Annotated in this window: 14 protein-coding genes; 2 read left to right on the plus strand and 12 right to left on the minus strand. The window is 73.3% G+C overall.

Annotated features, from left to right (window positions below; all coding sequences use genetic code 11):
- Positions 1 to 364: 364 nt before the first annotated feature.
- From G401_RS43170 to G401_RS0103545, 7 genes are all read right to left on the minus strand, one after another.
- Entirely contained in the window at positions 365 to 694 is a 330-nt protein-coding gene (locus G401_RS43170) for a hypothetical protein (protein WP_051366078.1), read from the minus strand.
- Positions 695 to 874: 180 nt separating this feature from the next.
- The gene (locus tag G401_RS43175) at positions 875 to 2,038 is read right to left on the minus strand and encodes a S8 family serine peptidase (RefSeq protein WP_157545271.1); all 1,164 of its coding nucleotides are present in this window, start codon (positions 2,036 to 2,038) and stop codon (positions 875 to 877) included.
- A 19-nt stretch (positions 2,039 to 2,057) separates the two neighbouring features.
- The gene (locus G401_RS0103525; RefSeq protein WP_157545273.1) at positions 2,058 to 4,244 is read right to left on the minus strand and encodes a transglutaminase domain-containing protein; all 2,187 of its coding nucleotides are present in this window, start codon (positions 4,242 to 4,244) and stop codon (positions 2,058 to 2,060) included.
- Positions 4,245 to 4,252: 8 nt separating this feature from the next.
- Complete coding sequence (locus G401_RS43180; RefSeq protein ID WP_051366080.1) at positions 4,253 to 5,413, minus strand: DUF58 domain-containing protein; 1,161 nt, start codon at positions 5,411 to 5,413, stop codon at positions 4,253 to 4,255.
- Positions 5,410 to 8,049, minus strand: a complete 2,640-nt coding sequence (locus G401_RS0103535; RefSeq protein ID WP_084556784.1) for a fibronectin type III domain-containing protein — start codon at positions 8,047 to 8,049, stop codon at positions 5,410 to 5,412. Before G401_RS0103535 ends, G401_RS43180 begins: the two co-directional genes overlap by 4 nt.
- A gap of 42 nt (positions 8,050 to 8,091) precedes the next feature.
- Complete coding sequence (locus tag G401_RS0103540; RefSeq protein ID WP_027341420.1) at positions 8,092 to 8,700, minus strand: hypothetical protein; 609 nt, start codon at positions 8,698 to 8,700, stop codon at positions 8,092 to 8,094.
- Positions 8,697 to 9,803, minus strand: coding sequence for a hypothetical protein (locus tag G401_RS0103545; protein ID WP_157545275.1), 1,107 nt, complete (start codon positions 9,801 to 9,803; stop codon positions 8,697 to 8,699). Before G401_RS0103545 ends, G401_RS0103540 begins: the two co-directional genes overlap by 4 nt.
- 778 nt (positions 9,804 to 10,581) lie before the next feature.
- On the opposite strand from G401_RS0103545, the gene G401_RS0103550 reads away from it, so the two are divergent.
- The gene (locus G401_RS0103550; RefSeq protein ID WP_027341422.1) at positions 10,582 to 10,980 is read left to right on the plus strand and encodes a hypothetical protein; all 399 of its coding nucleotides are present in this window, start codon (positions 10,582 to 10,584) and stop codon (positions 10,978 to 10,980) included.
- 7 nt (positions 10,981 to 10,987) lie between these two features.
- Here G401_RS0103550 and G401_RS52295 read toward each other — a convergent pair whose 3' ends face one another.
- The 3 genes from G401_RS52295 to G401_RS0103565 form a co-directional block, all read right to left on the minus strand.
- Positions 10,988 to 13,537, minus strand: a complete 2,550-nt coding sequence (locus G401_RS52295; RefSeq protein WP_051366081.1) for an ATP-binding protein — start codon at positions 13,535 to 13,537, stop codon at positions 10,988 to 10,990.
- A 110-nt stretch (positions 13,538 to 13,647) separates the two neighbouring features.
- Positions 13,648 to 15,030, minus strand: a complete 1,383-nt coding sequence (locus G401_RS43190; RefSeq protein WP_064741672.1) for an MFS transporter — start codon at positions 15,028 to 15,030, stop codon at positions 13,648 to 13,650.
- Entirely contained in the window at positions 15,027 to 15,539 is a 513-nt protein-coding gene (locus tag G401_RS0103565) for a cupin domain-containing protein (RefSeq protein ID WP_027341423.1), read from the minus strand. The genes G401_RS43190 and G401_RS0103565 overlap by 4 nt, the downstream gene beginning before the upstream one ends.
- A 75-nt stretch (positions 15,540 to 15,614) precedes the next feature.
- Between G401_RS0103565 and G401_RS43195 the strand changes: the two genes are divergently transcribed.
- The gene (locus G401_RS43195) at positions 15,615 to 16,595 is read left to right on the plus strand and encodes a LysR family transcriptional regulator (RefSeq protein ID WP_064741673.1); all 981 of its coding nucleotides are present in this window, start codon (positions 15,615 to 15,617) and stop codon (positions 16,593 to 16,595) included.
- A 22-nt stretch (positions 16,596 to 16,617) separates the two neighbouring features.
- Here the strand turns inward: G401_RS43195 and G401_RS0103575 are convergent, their stop codons facing one another.
- Positions 16,618 to 17,301, minus strand: a complete 684-nt coding sequence (locus G401_RS0103575) for a hypothetical protein (protein ID WP_027341424.1) — start codon at positions 17,299 to 17,301, stop codon at positions 16,618 to 16,620.
- Positions 17,302 to 17,382: 81 nt separating this feature from the next.
- The gene (locus tag G401_RS52300; protein WP_169734141.1) at positions 17,383 to 18,180 is read right to left on the minus strand and encodes a glycosyltransferase family 2 protein; all 798 of its coding nucleotides are present in this window, start codon (positions 18,178 to 18,180) and stop codon (positions 17,383 to 17,385) included.
- Positions 18,181 to 18,290 lie beyond the last annotated feature (110 nt).

Below are 18,290 nucleotides of genomic sequence, written 5' to 3' on the forward strand. Positions count from 1 at the left end.
GCGACGTCCGGCCCCCACGCGACTTTCCTCTCCCGACATCCGTCAAGACCGAGTCCACTCCGGCCTGCACCAACCCGGCGACGACGTCGAAGCCGGGCACCGACGCCCTCCGCTGACGCCCGCGTCCGCGATGCGGGAAGGATCTTCCGGCAGGTGAACTGCGGTCGCCGATTTTCTGATCGTTTACGGTTTGGGTGTCATTTCCGGCCCACGTTGCATGATCGTTTACGCGTCTGGTGCGGCCAAAGGTCGTATATGCACCCCGGAACCGTAAACGATCATGCAGTCGTCGGCCGATTTCACACCTCACCCGTAAACGATCAACCCTCTGGTACGCAGGCGTCCACCGGGCTGATAATCCAGCCTAGGCCGGAGGAGTCCGGGTCCACTGGGTCCGCCACTTCGCGCCGATCTCAGCGGGCCGCTGATGGCCGCATTCGATGACACGACCTTCGCCGTCGACGACCTCTGGATAGACATCGCCCTCGTCGATCCAGACAGTCACGTTCTCGATCCCGCCGGCACGGTCAACGGCATTCACCCAGTACTGGACGGTGAACGCCGACTCGTTGCCGGAATAGTCGGATCGGACAACGAATCTCTCGCCCGGTCGAAGCCAGCGGTCCTCGCCGAGCGGCTCGATCCACAGCGTGAGCCACCCTTCCGAGTCATTGTTCACGGTGATAGCGGCCATGCCTCACCGTAACGTGCCATGAATCGCTGGCGTCGCCATGCGCATCGTGCCCGCTGACCGGGTTCTTCAACGGGCACTTACCTCCTTGATGCTGCGCCGGGAGATCAGACCGCCCGCGGCAGCAGCAGCCGATGACTCGCCACACGCTGCAACGCGTGCTCCTAGATGTGAGAAGGATGCTCATCGGCGTGCGAGCCGGCGGCGGCGTTCGAGGAATCCGAGCCCCAGCGCGGCCCCGGCGAGCACGAGGAAGACCAGTGTCACGCGGACGCCAGGACCGCCACCGGGCGCGGGCGGCGCGGGGCCGACGGCGACCGGCGATGCCGCCCGCCGCACACCTGGGGACAGCGGTTCGCTCAACGCCCGGACCGGGTTCACGATCCCCGCCCCGTACGCCCACCCCCGCGTCGCCGGGAACGGGTCAGCGGTCGCCGTCAGCCGCGCGGCGAGTCGGGTTCCGGTTGGCGTGGTTCCCGGCGCGGACGATGCGAGCAGCAGTGCCGCGACCCCGCCGGCGACGGCCGACGCCATGTCGCTGCCGGAGTAGGCTGCCTGGCCGTGGCCGGGTGCCGCCGTGACGACGTCCAGTCCCGGGGCGGCCAGGTCGACGTGCCGGCCGGGCCAGGTGGACGGGTCGACCGTCCCGTTGCCGTCGATCGCGCTGACCCCGAGCACCCCGTCGTACGCGGCGGGGAACGGTCCCGCGCCGGCCGGCCGGGTCGGGTCGGCGGCGGTCGTACGCGGATCGGGATCGGTTCCCGCGGCGGCCACGACGAGAATGCCGCGCGCGACCGCCCGGGCGACCGCGGCCCGCATCGTCGGGGCGTCCGTGGGCAGGGCGAACGCCAGCACGATGATGCGCGCTCCGTGACCGGCGGCCCAGTCGATCCCCGTCGCGGCCAGGTTCGGCTGGACGTCCTCGATCCGCTCCGCGACGCGTACAGGAAGGATGTGGGCCTGGGGAGCGACCCCCGCGAAGCCGGTGTCGGCGGCGGGCCGGGCCGCGATGAGGGCCGCGATGCCCGTGCCGTGACCGGTGCAGTCGGTCCGCCCGTCGCCGCTCGCGATCAGGTCGGTGCCCGGCAGGACCGCGCCGGCGAGCTGGGGTTGGCGCGTGTCGACGCCGGTGTCGACGACGGCGACGGTGACGCCCGCGCCGCCGGAGCCGAGCGGCCAGGCGTCGCCGAGCGCGAGCCAGCGCTGCGCCCACGGGGTCTGGGCCGTCGGGGCGGTGCCGCCCGTCACGCACTGCTCCGCCCACGCCGCGGCGGGGCCGGCGACCGGCAGGGCCGCGATCGGCAGGATGGCGGCCAGCGCGGCCAGCCGGGTGACGATGCGTCGCATGTGGACCATCAGCGCCTCCTCACCACCACAACGGTCGAGGGTCGATCCACCACAGGGCGCGCCGGCGCGCGCCGGCGGCCCGGCGCAAGGCGCGGATGAGGACCAGGAGCCGGTCCGTCACCGCCTCCGCCGTCCCGTCGCCGCTCTCGTCGGCGAACTGCGCCCGGTTCACCGCCGCGGCCAGGTCGGTGTCCGGCTCGGCCCGCACCGCCGCGCTCACCGCCGCGATCACCTCGGTCACCGTCCACGAGGCGGGCAGGCGTACGCCGCCCAGCCGCGCGGCGTCGAGCAGTTCCGCCCAGGCGGCGCGTACGCGGGCCACGTCGCCGGGGACCGCCAGCCGGCGCCGGGTACGCCGTCGGCGCAGCACCAGCACCACGCCCAGCCCGATCGGGACGAGGAGGGCCAGCAGCGCCAACCGGCCGCCGTCGACGTGACCGGGTTGCGGGCCGCCGTCGTCCTCTGCTCCGGCGACCGGGAGGTCCGCCGGAGTTTCGTCCGGTGTGGACTGTGGCGACGGCGGCGTACCGGTGCGGGACGGGCGGGGCGCGGCACTGGCCGACGCGGCGACCCCGGCCGGCGTCGGTTCCAGGTCGATCGGCAGCCAGCCGCCCGGTTCGAGGTACACCTCCGGCCACGCGCGCGCATCGCCCGCCGTGACGACACCGGAGTGCATCGCGAAGCCGACCACGACCCGGGCGGGGATGCCGAGGGACCGGGCCAGCACGGCGTACGCGGCCGCGAACTGCTCGGCGGTGCCCCGGCCGCCGCCCGTCGCGGGGTCGCCGCCGAGGAACCGGTTGATGCTCGGGTATCCGCTGCCGCCGGGCGCCCGCGCGTCGTACCGGTATCGGCGGACCAGCCAGCCGGCGAGGGCGGTGGACTGCGCGTACGGCAGCCCGTCGCCGGCCGCGGTCCGGGCCAGCTGGGCGAGCCGTCCGGAGTCCCCGGCCGGCAGTTCCCGGTACCGGTCGAACGCCGCCGACCGGGGCAGCTGAGCGTTCGCCAGCTGGGCGGGATCGGGGCTGGGGACGTCCGCCCGCACCGCGTACGCGAGCCCGGCGCGCAGGCCGCCCTCGACCGCGACCCCGCCGGACTCCGCGTCGATGTAGATCGGAACGCCGCCGACCCGGGTCAGTCCACTGGGGACGGGCAGCCACACGCCGCCGAGGCCGGTGACGGTGATGCGTGCGCTGACCGCGACGGTGGGGACGCCGGTCGGCGTACCGGCCGGGCCGCGGTCGCCGCCTGCCGCGCGGAACGTGCCCGACGGCAGCCACGCGGTGCCGTCGAAGTCGCCGAGGATCGCCCAGCGCAGCAGGGCCGGCCGGTCGGTGGACACGGTCAGCAGCGGCTGTTCGGGATGGGCGCTCCACCGGTCGAGCAGGCTGAACGGGTGCACCTGGCCGGCGGTGTCCAGCGGCGGCAGCACGACCGACCGCGGATCGGCCGGCTCGGCGCCGTAACCGGCGAGCACGACGGGCGCGAGGGTAGCCGCGACCACCGCCAGCAGGGCGCTGAGACCGGCCGCGAACAGCAGCCGCGTACGCGAGTCCCGCCTGCGGCGGCGCCCGGCCACGAAGACCGCTCCGCCGCTCTGAGGGGAGAGAGCGGACAACGTCGGCGGGCGGGCGCAGCCGAGCACCACGCCGAGCGCGCCGACGAGGACGGCCGTGGTCGCGTACGCCGGACCGGGCAGCGGACCCGCGAGGACGAGCATGCAGACGGCCAGCACGATCGGCGGCAGGATCGCGGTCCCGGGTCGCCGCCCGCGCAGGGCCGCAGCGCCCGCCGCGACCGCGAGCCACGTCGCCGCCACCGGCAGGGCCAGGGTGTCGAGCCGGGGCGGGGTCGGCGTCGCGCTGGTGAGCAGCCGCGCTCCGGTGTGGACGATCGCGTCCCGCCAGCCGTCCGACGCGGGCAGCAGCCGGCCGATCCCGGCCAGCAGACCGGCCAGGCCGAGCGTGCCCGCCGGCAGATGCCAGCGCAGCCGGGCGCGGGTCACCAGGGCGATCGCGGCGGCGGCGACGGCCGCGGCACCCATCGCCGCGAGCGCCTGCGGTCCTGAGTAGACGGTCGCGAGCAGCGCGCCGGCCGCCCCGCCGGCCACGGCGACCGCCGCCGTCCCCACGACAAGCGGACCCGCGGAAAGGGAACCCCCTGTCGGGCCGGCGGAGGAACCCACCGGCGAATCGTCCGCTGCCATGACGCCCCCTACCGCGCCGGGGCCGTGTTCCAGGCCCGTTCCTGCAATTGGGCGACCAGCCCGGCCGCACCCGGCGCGATCACGGCCGTCCCACCGGTGCGCGGACCGGCGGCGGGCTCCGGACCGACGACCGCCGCCGCGATCGTGCGGTACCTCGCGCGTACCTCGGCGAGCAGGTCGAGCGAGGCCTTCTCCCCGGTGACGTACAGCAGCGCGTCGCCGCCCTCCCGCAACCGCAAACGCGTACGCGCGTCCAGCCCCGCCTCGTCGCGCAGCCGGACGGCGGCCAGCCGGTCGAGCCCCGCCTCGACGGACGGCACCGGCAGCTCCTCGCCCGGGTCGCCGGCGACCAGCAGGACGATCCGGTGTCCACTGTCGACCGTCGCGACCAGGAGGGAGGCGGTCACCTCGACCGCCTCCTCGAACGCGTCGGGCGTCGCGTAGGAGCCGGCCCGATCGTCGAGGACCACGACCTGGCGGGCCAGGGCGGCGTCCACGTGCGTACGCACCATCAGCTCCCCGATCCGCGCCGACGTGCGCCAGTGCACGTGCCGCAGGTCGTCGCCGGGCACATACCCGCGCAGGCCGTGGAACGTGATGCTGCCGGCGTCGACGAGATCCCGGTCGCCTTCCAGTTCGGCGGAGCGGCCGGCCGGCAGCCGGGTCACGGGGTGCCAGCGCGGCCACACCGTGAACCGGTCGGCGCCCCCGGTGCGGCGGCGTACGGACCACAGCCCGAAGGGATCGCTCCGCTCCGCCAGCAGCGGCCCGACCGTGAAGATCCCCCGGCGACCGGTCGGCAGCGCGGCGGTGACCCGCGCCGGGACCCCGGCCCGGACGGGCAGCTCGACCGGATCGTGCAACGCCAGCAGCGGGCCGCCGGGCTCGCCGATCAGCTCGGTGAGCCGCAGCAGCCGCCGCGACCGGTCGAGGCCCAGCACGTCGGTCGCCACGGCGGCCGGTTCGCCCCGGCGTACGCGACGCGGCGTGATCAGCCGCTGCACGGCGACCGGCGGCGGGGCCGCGCTCCAGGCGGCCGCGATCGCCACGACGAGGACGCCCGCCCCGCCGAGGACCGCCATCTCGCGGTACGCCAGGAGCAGCCCCGCGGCCAGCAGCACGACCGCGCCGGCCAGAACCCCCGCACCCCGCCCGGTCAGCCTGCTCAACAGTCCGGGATCGCCTTCTCGTTGTTGCCGTTGTCGAACGTCAGCCAGACATAGGAGATCCAGCTGCCGTTCGGCAGTTTCATGAAGTGGTCGCCTTCCTTGTTGTTGTTGTACGGCCCGGCCTGCTGGTTGTCGCCGTGCACCTTGCAGACCACCCCCAGATGCGTACCGGCCGAGACGTGGCCGACGACCGAGTACCAGCTGCCGCCCCCGCTGTATTCCGGCAGGCCCTTCGAGCAGAACTGTGGATCGGGGTTGGTCGGCGCGTCGTTGCAGGTCACCACCGCCCCGTAGGTCACCGGGTCGGTCTTGGCGCTGCCGGTGTCGCTCGCCGCCCCCGCGAACGTGCTCACGTCGACGCGGACCGCGTACTGGGTGGCGGGGTCGAGGCCACCGACCGTCACCGGCGAGCCGCACGACGGACTCGTCCGGCCGCCCACGGTCACCTTGCAGGTCGCGGGCGCACCGCCGGCGGCCACGGTGAACGTCACGGTGACGTCGTTGGAACCGGCGCTCGTGCCGGTGATCGTCACCTTGGGGGCCGGTACCGCCGCGATCGTCGCCGTCCCCGCCGGGCCGTCCCCGGCCGCGTTGGTCGCCACGACGCGTACGCCGGTGAGCCTGGTGCCGGTCAGGGTCGCCGAGCGGGCGTTGCCGCCGAGGTCGGCGAGGTCCGCGCCGCCGTCGCTGTAGACCGTGTACCTGGTGACCGCGCTGCCGTGCGAGTCGGCCTCGCCCCACGTGACGGCGTAGGTGTCGGCACCGGTCTGCCGGGCCGCGACATCCGGCGGCGCGGCCGGGGACTTGATCGGAACGACGGTGTTCCCGGCCGGGCTCGGGTCGCTCGCCGTGCCTTCCTTGTTGCGCGCCACCACCGTGAACGAGTACGCCCTGCCCAGGGTGAGCCCGGCGAACAGCACCTTGGTGCCGGTCACCGTCTGCGGCGGGTTGGCTCCGGCCTCCCCGTCCAGCAGCGGGGTCACCACGTAGTCCGCCGCGGTGGCCACGGCCGGCCAGCTGACCGAGACCGCTCCGCTGTAGGCGCCGCTGCCGTCGCGCTCCAGGTCCGCCCGGGGAGCCTGCGGGATGTCCGGGGCCGGGGCCGGAGCGGGGGTCACCGGTTCGGACAGCGCCGGCGGCCCGTCGCCGACCGCGTTCGTGGCGAACACCCGGAACCGGTACGCCGTCCCGTTGGTCAGCCCGGTGATCGTGGTACGCAGCGTCGAGCCGTCGACGGGAACCCGGCCGCCGCCGTTCTCCTCCCACGTCACGGTGTACGCCGTCACAGCCGACGTGCCGCCGTTGGCCCGCCCCCAGGACAGGCGTACCCGGCCGTCGCCGGCGAGGGCGGTCACCGGCACCGGCGGACCCGGGCGGCGCGGCGTCACCCGGCCCGGCGACGGTTTCGGCTGCCGGGGCGAGGGACGCTGCTCCGGCGTACGCGACGGGGCCGCGGTCGGCACGTCCGACGGGGGCACGTCGGGCTGGCTCCCCGCGGTCGGAGACGTCACCGGGTCCGGATCGTATTTGTCCACAGTCGACGTCGAGCCGTCCGGGTCGACGAGGACCGCCTTCGTCGTGTCCGGCGCGTTGATGAACAGGTGCTCCTCGCGTACCTCCAGCTCGACGGAGGTCCCGGGGGTGCCGACGGTGATCGTGGCGGTGGCCGCGCCCGCGGCCGAGTACACCTTCACCGTGCCCTGGCCGGGATCCGGGACGTACACCCGGTCGGCGAAGCTGACGGCGGGCTGCGCGGCCACGCCCGTCGCCGGTACCGCGGCCGGCAGCGGCAGGCTCGTCATGGTGGTGGACCTGGCCGTGTCGGCGATCGCGAGCACCTTGCCCGCGGCGGGCAGCGTGATGGCCGCGCCCCGGCCGACGGTACGCGCCGGGAGTACCGCACCGGTGAGCGCGACCGGCGCCGTCAGCCGGCGTACGCCCGCCGCCGGCCCGACCACGGCCACCTGGTCGCCGCCCTGGTCCACGACGAGCGCGCCCTGATCGAGGACGGTCTGCGCGAGCGGGTGCCCCGGTACGCCGACCGCCTCGGTCCGCTCGATCGCCAGCGCGCCGGCGTGCACTCCCAGCGCCACAACGGTTCCCTGGCTCGGTACGCTCAGCCACAGCCGGCCGGACGCGTCGAACGCCCCGCCGGAAAGCGGCGCCGGCAGCTGGACCGCGTCCCCGGTGGCCTGCAACGTCGCCGGGTCGACCGGGCGGACCAGGCCGCGCGTACGGTTCACGACGACCGCCGACGCGCCGCTGAGCAGGGCGGTCACATCGTCGCCCGTGCCCATGTCGAGCGAGCCCGAGAAGCCTAGGCGGGTCAGGTCGATCGAGGTGACCCGGCCGGTGGTGAGGTCGGTGAGGATCACGTAGCGGTCGTTCTGGCTGATCGAGACCGGATGGCCCAGCGAGTCGACGACCGGCTGGCGCAGCGACACCCCGCCCGACACCGCGTTGACCTGCTCCGTCTCGCCCGCGTGCCGGCTCCACAGCCACGACGCGCCGTCGGCGACCGCGGGCTGCTGGCCGGTGATGCCCAGGGCGAACACCGTCGCGCCCAGCGCCACCACGACCGCCGCGACCACGCCGATCGGCACCGCGGACCGCAGATGCCGCAACCTCATCCTCATCGCCGGTCGCCTCCGTCGCGTGTGCTTCCCCTAGGCGGGCCGTCACGCATGACGGGCCGCGATCGCCAGCAGAGCGCGGCACGTGCCGGTGCGTGCGCGTTCCAGAAGTTCGGCGTCGAGCCGGCTGAACGCCGGATCCGCCGGCAGTCCCGCCTGGCCGTCACCGTCGCGCCCGTCGCGGACGACCACCGTGACCAGCGCGCCCGGCCGGGCGACCGCCGCCACCCGGTCCAGTGCCCGCTGCCGGCCCGCTCCCGCCGCACCGGCCACGACGATGTGGCCGTCCGCCCCGGTCAGGACCGCGCGGGCGGCGGCGCCGGTCTGCGTACCGACGTCGAAGAAGGTGAAGGCATGCGTCCCGCGCAGCCGGGCGGGCAGGTCCGGATCCACGTCGTCGCTCCACAAGGGAGCCTCGTCGCGGTCCACCCCGGGCAGCTCCGGCAACTCGTCGAAGCCTGTCACCGCGACCTGCCCCGGCCACAGCGCCGCGAGGGTGGCGGCCAGCCCGACGCACACCGAGGTCGCCCCCGCGCCCCCGGCCGCGCCGCTCACCGCCACCATCCGGGGGTACGCCGGCAGCCGCCGCAGGGCAGCGGCGGCGGCCTGGTCGGCGGCGATCTCGCCGGGATCGGCGAACCAGCGCGGCCTCACGACGCCACCAGTCCCGCCAGCGCGCTGGGAAGTCCACATGCGACCGTGAACGACACCAGCCCCGCGACGGCCAGAACCCGTTCACCGGTACGCGTACCCCGCCGCGGCAGCGACGACAGCCGGCCGCCGCCCAGGACGAGCAGCGGAAGCAGGACCAGGACGACGGCCGGCAGCAAGGGATCGCCGTCCAGCAGCAGCCGGGCGGTGCCGGTGGCGAGGACCGCCGACCCGGCCAGCCAGGGCGGCACGGTCAACGGCGGCCGGTCGAACAACCGCGACCGGGTCAGCAGCAGCACCCCGCCGCACACCGCGTACGCGACCTCGGCCGCGCCGCCGGTGGCGACCAGCACCGCTGCGGCGATCCCGGCGACGGCGGACAGCCCGGCGACCGCGCCCGCCAGCACCGAACGACTCGACGCGACGAGAGCGTCCACAGCGGACGGATCCGTCCGGCGCGCTTCCCGGACGCGTACGGCGAGTTCGGCCAGGCCGTTGCCGCCGGCAGAGAACTGGGGCAGCAGGCCGAGCCCGAAGACGCCCAGCAGTGGCAGCAAGCGCAGCGGTGCAAGCACGCTCCCGGCCGCCGCCGTCCAGGCCGCCACGAGGACCGCGGCCGCCGCGAGCACGCCCAGCCCGATCGGCAGGCCCGGTCCCGTGGCGGCGATCCGGCTGCCCGCGACGACCACGGCCGCCGCGCACACGGCCGCGCCCGCCACCGCGACGACGGCGATCCGGCCCAGCAGCGCCATGCCCGTCCAGCCGCCCACGCCGGCCCACACCCCGGCAGCCGCCAGGTACGCGATCGCGGCCGGCCGGTCGGCCCGGCTCCACCTGGCCAGGCAGAGGCCGGCGAGGACGCCGGTGGTCGCGTACACCAGAGTGGAAAGAGCGCGGGCATGCGCGACCGGGAACAGCGCCACGGCCGCGAGCCCGACGGCGGCCCAGTGCGGCGGGGAGAACCGCGCGTCGCGGCCAAGCGGCGAACCTGCCGCGACGCGCGGTGTCCTGGTGGGCGGACGGAGGGTCGGGCCCATCCCGCCGCCGGTCCTCCCCACGACCGGGTCGGGGTCGGTGCCCGGACCGCCTGAACGTGCCGTGATCATGGCCATCGACGACCGGCTCCCGGTGTTCTCGACAGATCAGCAGGTCACGGCAGGAAGTATGGCAAGGTGATCGAGAACGCTGGCACCTCTTGGACGACCCTGGACAACCCTGGACGCCTTCTCCAGACCCCGGCCCCACCCCGGCCCCACGATCCCGTTTGGATCAGGGAAATCACCCGAATTCATGGGCCAAGATCTTTTTTATGGCCCGGGTTCGTCGATCTCACTTCCGTTCCTCACGCGGGAGACCGTTCCGGCGCGGGGCGCCTCCACTGCCAGGTGAGCGGGGCGAAGCATCGTCCGCCGCGGTTCGGTCACCGTTTTCGCCCGCCCGGGCGTCGGAGATCGTGGCCGGGTATCAGTTGTGGGGGCTGGTTCGAGTAGGTCAGGGTTTGGCTGGGGTGATCGAGTGCCCGGACGCTGTAGAAGTTGATCTCCATGGCTTGATCAAGTACCCGGGAGCTGCAGTATCGGCCCGTTTTCTGCAGCATCTGGGAACTTGATCACACTGACGCTTCATGATCGGGATGACCGCCGGCGAGCTGCTCACACATACGACCGGAGGGCCGAATCTTGGGTCATGATTACGTGCGAAAACCTGATCCAAACGGGATCTTGGCGACGAGCGTCCCGCCCAGGACGACGGATCCCGGGCGCTCTTACTTGTTCGCCCGCACACCGAGATCTCCTCGGACACCGTCGGCGCCGCAACGCGTACACGTGAATGGGAGAAAGACGAGACGGCGCGCAAGCATCCCGGTTGCGGCACAATCCCGGGGTGGACCTGTGGCATGAGCTGACACCTCAGCAGTACGCGGTCATGGTGAACGCGGTGGAAGAGGCATGCCTCAACCAGGTGATCTACGAGTTCCACGCTCGGAGGTTCTGGCGCGCGAACGGCGGCGTCACCTCGGTGGCACCCCCTCCGATGACGGAGGAGGAGCTCCGTTCGCTCATCCCCCAGTTCGCCGAGGTGGTCGCGGACCTGATCGCACGAGGCTGGATAGAGATCCGGGAACCGTGGATGCCGTGGGACGATTCACCGACCATGACAGCGCAGGAGATCGCCCAGACGCTGGGTGATCCCGACACCTGGATCTGCGACGAGCAGGGCGGCCGCCGGATGGTCGGCTTGATGACCACCGTGCGGTGGGACAGCCTGGTGGCGAACCGGTGAAGCCCTCTCAGCTGAGGGGTGCCGGGACGCCGAGTTCTCTATACAGGCCGCGCGCACGCTCCCGATGACCCTCTGCTTCCGGGCCTGATCCCCCGCCGAGCCCCGCCCATGCGCGGGCGAGCTGGTAGCGGGCACCCGTACGCCCGGCGATCCACGCGGCGGCCCCGAAGTGCTCGTCGGCTTCCAGGTCGTGGCCCAGCGCCCGCCGGGTTTCGCCGAGATCGTTGTGGATCTGGCTCTCCAGCCACGGATCCGCCAGCCGGTACGCCTGCTGCAGCGCTTCCTCCCGGCACGTGCGCGCCTCGTCGTGGCGGCCTTCGGCGGCGTGCGCGGCGCCTAGTTCGGTGAGCGCGGTGGCGACCGTCGCGCCGTCGGCGTTGTCCCGGGCGATGGCGAGGGCCTCGGTCACCATGGCGAAGCCGGCCGGGCCGTCGAGCCGGCCGAGGAACACCATCGACAGCGCGATGAGCTGCCGGTCCTGGATGCGCTCGGCCAGTTCCCGCGCCTCCTTCAGGCTGACGGCCGCCTCGCCGGGCGCGCCGAGGCGCAGTTGCAGCTGACCGAGGTTGCACAGCGTACGCGACGCCAGCCGGAACTCGCCCACCTCGCGGTGCAGGTCGAGCGCGGCCCGCATCCGGCGCTGGGCGAGCTCGTACCGGCCGAGGAAGTCGTCGATGGAGGCGAGGTTGGTCAGGGTGATCGACTCGCCCCGGCGGTTGCCCTGCTCCCGGCAGATCTCCATGGCCTCGGTGAACCGGTCGGCGGACTCGGCCGCCCGGCCGATCTGGAAGAGCCCGATGCCGAGGTTGCCGAGGGCCGCCGCCTCGCCGCGGCGGTCGCCGAGCGCGCGGAAATACTCCAGGGCGTGCGCGTGGTGCTCGGTCATCAGTTCGTAGCGGCCGGTCCGGTAGGCGTAGCTGCCGTAGGCGCCGTGGATGTGCGCCCGCGCCTCGGCGTCGTCCAGCAACGTCGCCGCCGACAGGCCGTCCTCCAGGCAGGCCGCCCAGTCGTCGAGGTGGCCGCGCAGGTTGAAGTACAGCGACAGCGCCGCCGTCAGCTTCCAGGCATGCCGCGGCCGGTCCTCGGTCGCGGCCAGCCGCACGGCCGCGGTCAGGTTCGCCCGCTCCGCGTCCAGCCACGCCATCGCGTCGTCGCGGTCCGCGAACTCCGGCAGCGGCAGCGCCGCCCCCTCCCCCGGCGACCGGTGCGGCTGCACCCGCATCATGGCCGCCGCGGTCCGGTCCAGGTACCAGTCCAGCAGCGCCGTCATCGCCCGGTCCCGGCCGTCGTCGGTCGTGCTCAACTCCTGCGCGTACGCCTTGAGCAGGTCGTGCGCCTGGTAGCGGCCGGAGCCGACCGGCTGCAGCAGATGCGCCCGGCACAACGCCTCGATCTGCCGGCGCGCCTGCGGCAGGTCGCCGTCGAGCAGGTTGGCGGCCGCGTACGCGTCGACATCCGGACCGGGCACGATCCCGAGCAGGCGGAACAGCCGGGCCGCCGGGTCCGGCAGCGTCCGGTAGGACCAGTCGAAGACGCGGCGCAGGTCCGCCTGCGGATCGTCCTCGATGGACAACAGCCCGAGGCCGCGCTCGGCCAGCTGCTCGGCCACCTCGTCGAGTCCACTATGGATGCCGGCCGCCAGCCGCTCGGCGACCAGCCGCAACGCCAGCGGCAGCCCACCGCACCAGCGCAGCACCCGCCCCGTGCCCGGCTGTTCGAGATCCACGGCGAGCCGGCCCAGCAGCGTACGCGCCTCGGCGTCGTCGAGCGGCGGCAACGGCAGACGCTGCGCGCCGTCCCGCGCGACCAGGCCCGCGAGCGTGTCCCGGCTGGTGACGAGGACACGTACGGACTTGTCGCCGGGCAGCAGCGGCCGGACCTGCTCGGCGCTGCGCGCGTTGTCGAGCACGATGAGCGCGGCCTGCCCGGCGAGCCGTGAGCGCAGCTGCGCCGAGCGCTCCTCCAGATCCTCCGCGATGTCGACGACGTCCAGCGCCCGCAGCAGCCGCTCGGCGGCCTGCCCGGCGGACATCGGCTCGCGCAGGTCGTAGCCGCGCAGGTTCACGTAGAACCGGCCGTCCGGGAACCTGTGCGCCGACCGGTGCGCCCACCGCAGCACCAGCGACGTCTTGCCGACACCCGCCAGCCCCGTGACGATCACCAGCGGCCCGGCGTCGTCCAGCTGATCCAGCGCCGCCGCCCGCCCGACGAAGTCGCCGAGATCGGGCAGCAGCTGGTCGCGTACCGTCCGCGGCCCCGACGAACGCAACGCCGCCGCGGTGGCCCGCTCCCACGCCTCGGCCCACTGCCGGGCCTCCTGCGGCGTCGCGCCCAGCGCCAGCACCAGCGAGTCCAGGACGTCGCCGGGAATGAGAGTGGTCCCGTTCAGATAGTTCGACAGGCTGCTGCGCGCTATCCCGGTCGCCGCACTCAGATCCTGCAGCGAGAGCCGCGCCTTGCCGGTGCCGCGGGCCGCGCGTACGCGCCACCGGTTCAGCTCGGTGAGCACGTCCGCAACGGAGGAGATCTCGTCTGGCGACATGGGAAGCCCGTCCATACCCTCAGCGTCCCAGATGGACCGTCACACCGAGACCCCGGCGTACGCGGTGCGGTCAGGCGCTGGCGAATCCGGCGATCACCACGAAGAGAACCGCGAGCGGGCAGCGGTTAGACGACCGCCGTGTGCGCGGGTGGTTCGCCGCCGGCGGGCTCAGGATCGCCCGCCCGCGGCACGGGCGGCGGCAGTAGAGCCTGGCGGCGAGGACTGAGTAACGCGAGCGCGGTGGCACCCAGTGGAAGCAACGCCACCACGAACAGCGGCCTTGCCAGCCCCATGGGTGCGATCAGGGCCGCGGTCAGCGCGGATGCGGCGGCGCCGCCGACGAAGCAGGCCAGGTTGAACAGGCCGAGGCCGGAGCCGCGCATCGACGGCGGAAGGTGCGCGGACATCTGGCCGGTGAGCACGACCTGCGTGACGGCGAAGGTGGCGAGGGCGCAGGACGCGGCGGTCACCGCCAGCCAGGCAGCGCCGGTGGCGGCGGCTGCCGCGAGGGCCAGGGCCGTCGCGGCCGTGCTGGCGGCGAGCAGGCGACGTTGGGCGGAGGGACCGAAGCGTCCGGCCGCCCGCGAGAGCACCGCGCCTACGGCGGCGCCCGGCAGCAGCGCCGCGCCGATGCTCATCGTGTCCCAGCCGTGCCGGCGCGCCAGCAGTTGCGGGACGGCGTACAGGGTGGCGAACAGTGCGCCGAAGACGCCGACGCCGACCGCCGTGTCGGTCAGGAACCTGCCGTTGGCCACGATGACGCGGGGCAGTACGCCGTCACGCCGGCGCGCCGTCCACCACGCCAGCGCGGCCGAGGCGCCGATCAGCACGGCGGCCAGGGCCAGCACCTGCGGCGTACGAAGGTTCAGCGAATGCGCCTGGATCAGCACGACGAGCGCGCTCGCCGCGATGGTGAGCAGCGCGGCACCGGGCGCGTCGAACGGGTGGCGCGAGCCGGGACGGCGGGCCAGCGGCAGGCAGAAGGGTACGGCGGCCACGGACAGCACCGGCAGGATCAGGGTGACGCGCCACGACCACCAGGTGGTGGTGAGCGCGCCGACGAGCGTGGCGGTGGCGGCGAAAGCGGCGACGACCATGCCATAGGCGGCCAGCGTGCGTACGCGCCGCGCAGGTTCGCCGCCGGCCAGTACGGCGACCGCGCCGGCGGTCACGGCGGCCGAGCCGGCGGCCAGCAGCAGGCGTCCGCCGATGACCACGCCGAGTCCCGTGGCGGTGACGCAGACCAGCGCGCCGACGGTCAGCAGGAGCGCCCCGGCGAGCAGGACCGGGCGGACGCCGCGACCGTCCGCGACCCGGCCGGCGACTGCCGTGCCGACGCCGAGGGCGAGCGCGTGCGCGGTCAGCACCCACACGACGGCGCTCGGCGTGACCTCCAGCGCGCCGGCGACGTCGGGCAGCGCCACAGCCGCGGCCGTGACACCGAACACGGCCGGTCCGAACAGCGCGCCGACGCGCAGCCCGACCCCGGTGGCCCCCGGCGCCGTCACGCCCGCTCCCGCAGCGTGTCGCCGGCCCGGACCGCGTTCCAGGCCGTCGGATCCTGGAAGTACACGTCGTAGTGCTCCTGCAGGGCCAGCAGCGGCTCGAACGGCTCGAGCCCGCGCTGCACCCGACTCAGCGTGCGGAAGTACTCGAAGCGGTTCACCCCGGGCGTGACCGCGATCAGCAGGTCGACCGGCGATCGCGGCGCGGCGCCGAAGGCGTGGACCAAGCCGGGAGGGACGAGCACGACGCCGCCCGCTTCGACCCGGACCGGCACCTCGGCACCCAACTGGAACTCGGCGACGCCGTCGATGACGTAGAAGAGCTCGGCCGATACCGCGTGATGGTGCGGGCGGGCCCCGTCGGCGCCCGTCCCCAGCGTGAGACGGTTCACCCCGAACACGCCCGAGGTCTGATCAGCGTCGGCGATCAGGCCGAACCGGCCGCCGTGCGGCAACGGGGCCTGCTCCGCCTCGCCGGGGCGTACGACCAGTGCTTCGTGGGGATACGGCATGACAGCTCCTTCGTCGGTGACGTCTCCATTCGACGACCGCGCCGGCATCCGAACCAGGACCAGCTACCGTCGGCAGTGATCACCCAACGCGATGAATCGAAGGAGGTCGGTGCGGTGGAGCTGCGGCAGCTGCAGTACTTCGTCGCTGTCGCCGAGGAGGGCGGGTTCGGCCGCGCGGCGGAACGGCTCAGCATCGTGCAGTCGGCGGTCAGCCAGCAGGTCCGCACCCTGGAACGGACGCTCGGCGTGCAGCTGTTCGACCGGTCGACCCGTCATGTCCGGCTCACCGGAGCCGGGGAGCGGCTGCTGCCCGAGGCACGGGCGGTACTCGCGGCCGTCGAGCGGACCCGCCGCGTCGCCACCGGCATCGCCGCCGGTGATGACGGAGTGCTGCGTCTGGGTACCATCCACGGCCCCGGCGACCGGATCTACCGGCTCCTCGCGGAACTGGCCCAACTCGCCCCGGGACTCTCCGTACGCCCCCGCCGGCTCCCGGTGGCCGAGCGCCTGGCCGCCGTCCGCGCCGGCGAGCTCGACGCCGCACTGGTGCGTGCCGCCTCGACCGCACCAGGGTTGAACCTTCGGTCCGTGTGGAGCGATCCGCTCTTCGTGGCGGTCACCGCCGGCCATCCGCTGCCATCCGGTTCCGCGGTACGCCTCGCGCAGTTCGCCGCGCTACCCCTGCATCTCGCCCCGCGTGAGGCGAACGAGCCCTTCCACGACCTCGTCACCGACGCCCTCCGGTCGTCCGGCATCCAGCCACCTCGGGCGACGCCGTTCACCGGCCTGCAGGAGGCGCTGTCCTCGATCGCCGCCGAACCGCCGTCGTGGACGGTGCTCTACAACGTCACCGGCCTGCCCGCCATGCCGAACGTCGCCTTCCACCGCCTGATCGAGCCCACGGTCACCACCGCGCTCGCCGTGCCGCCCGGGCCACCGAATCCTGCGGTACGCCATTTGCTACGGGCGCTGGCGCGTACGGCACCCCGACCGACTGTCGAGGGAGCCGAGACGACGACCGGGTATCCATCCCGTTTGGACGTTGCGCCTAGCTGACCCGCCCGGTCTTGCCCGTGGGTCACCGGAAGAACCGCGGTTGCAGCGGATCGGGTGATGTCAGGTCCGGGCACTCGGCGGCGAACCCTTCCGATACCGGTCGCCACGCACCCTGATCCGGACGCCCGCTCAGTCGATCCGCCTCCTTGATGGCTTTGACGAGCTGCTCCGTGGTGAGTGGGATCGCCGCAATGTAGATCCGACCGACGTGGTGGCAGTGCATTTCCCATCTCGGGCGGTCCGTGAGCGGCTCGTCCGCGACGGCGATCAGGTCCTGGAACCGCCAACCCAAAGGCCCCGCCAGCTTGCTCAGCGTCGGCCAGCGGTGTTCATCGTGCCGGTCGCGCGTCAGCCTTCCCCTGATGGTGCTGAGCGACAGCACCACGAACGGAAGCTCTCTGAGCCCGAAACCTCTGTTGCGCAACAAGCCTCTGAGTATGGTCGAAAACCTGCCGGCGTCTGGATGCAGATCCCCCATGCCGAGTGGCTCCGCAAGCGTGGCAGTGTGTGGCCCCGCGGTCGGCAGCGTGTGGATGAACGCCTTCAGCGCCGCCATCTGAGAGTGATCGCAGAACGTGACGCGGTAGGCGAACTCCCGCACCACCTGGCGGTCTCGCTCCGGCGGGAGAAGTTCCGCCGGCACCGGATGCCCGGCGATCATCAGTAGGTCCGAGGTGAGCATATCGAGCGTGCCCGCGAGTTCCACGCATCGATTCGGATCTGTGTCAGCTCCGTGAGCTACCAGGTCCCTGAGAAGATCGGCCCGCCGCACCTCGCCACTGTAGGCCTACTGTCGCGGCATCGGGCGGCGGATGGCCGCGAACAAGCCGGCCAGGGCTTGTGAGCGGCCACCAGCCGCGTCGATACCGGCAATCGCGGCTACGCCTTCGATGACCCACTCGTTCCACATAGGGCGATCACGGGCATCGAGGCGACCGCTGGAAACGGCGAGCCGAAGAACGGCGGCGGCGATTTCGCTGCCCATCGCGGGCTTGTGCCGGAACCGGCTGGCGATGACACCGAGGTGCTGGACCGCGCACGTGCCACCGGCCGTGGCGACGGTGATGTTGATGTGCGCCTCGACGCCGAAGTCGTTGGGCAGCACCGAGTTCAGATAGCGGCGGCGGACAGCCCGGTACCCGGTCAGCGAATTGGCGCCGAGCCGGCCGGCGACTTCCGGAAAGAACCTGCTGACCAGCGGCTCGTACAGGGTGAAGGTATTACTCAGGATGGTGCCGGGATCGGCGTACTCCCAGTCACCGGCGATGTGGTCGGCGGTGCCGTTGACAGCCGCGGCACGCAAGAGGGCGGGCACGTTCTCGGGGGAAGAACCCAGATCCGCGTCAAGGAAGCACACCCACTGGGTGTCGATGACTCGCAGAGCCGCGTTCATCGCAGCGCCCTTGCCGATGGGGCCGGCGAGGACCTCGGCGCCGGCCGCGGCCGCCTTTCCGGCAGTGCCGTCGGTGGATGCGCTGTCGACGACCATCACCCGGTCACCTTGGTGAGCCGCTTGCAATGCCTGAGAGACAACGGTCGCCACGGTGTCCTGCTCGTTGTGGGCCGGGATGACAAAGGTGAACAAGAGGTGGGACCTTCCGTTGTGAGCCGTCTGTGCGGCGATACCGCGGCAGTCCGGCGTGGACTGCCGCATATACGGTTGTGCCCCGGTTCCACGGCCGACTTCGGCCGGTC

This window comes from Hamadaea tsunoensis DSM 44101 (assembly GCF_000428945.1).
In the GTDB taxonomy this organism is placed as follows: Bacteria; Actinomycetota; Actinomycetes; order Mycobacteriales; family Micromonosporaceae; genus Hamadaea; species Hamadaea tsunoensis.

Excerpts from the sequence above, each read along its gene's own strand:
- G401_RS0103535 (WP_084556784.1), bottom strand. The coding sequence starts at position 8,049 with ATGAGGATGAGGTTGCGGCATCTGCGGTCCGCGGTGCCGATCGGCGTG.
- G401_RS0103525 (WP_157545273.1), bottom strand. The coding sequence starts at position 4,244 with ATGGCAGCGGACGATTCGCCGGTGGGTTCCTCCGCCGGCCCGACAGGG.
- G401_RS43170 (WP_051366078.1), bottom strand. The coding sequence starts at position 694 with ATGGCCGCTATCACCGTGAACAATGACTCGGAAGGGTGGCTCACGCTG.
- G401_RS52295 (WP_051366081.1), bottom strand. The coding sequence starts at position 13,537 with ATGGACGGGCTTCCCATGTCGCCAGACGAGATCTCCTCCGTTGCGGAC.
- G401_RS0103565 (WP_027341423.1), bottom strand. The coding sequence starts at position 15,539 with ATGCCGTATCCCCACGAAGCACTGGTCGTACGCCCCGGCGAGGCGGAG.
- G401_RS0103545 (WP_157545275.1), bottom strand. The coding sequence starts at position 9,803 with ATGATCACGGCACGTTCAGGCGGTCCGGGCACCGACCCCGACCCGGTC.
- G401_RS43175 (WP_157545271.1), bottom strand. The coding sequence starts at position 2,038 with ATGCGACGCATCGTCACCCGGCTGGCCGCGCTGGCCGCCATCCTGCCG.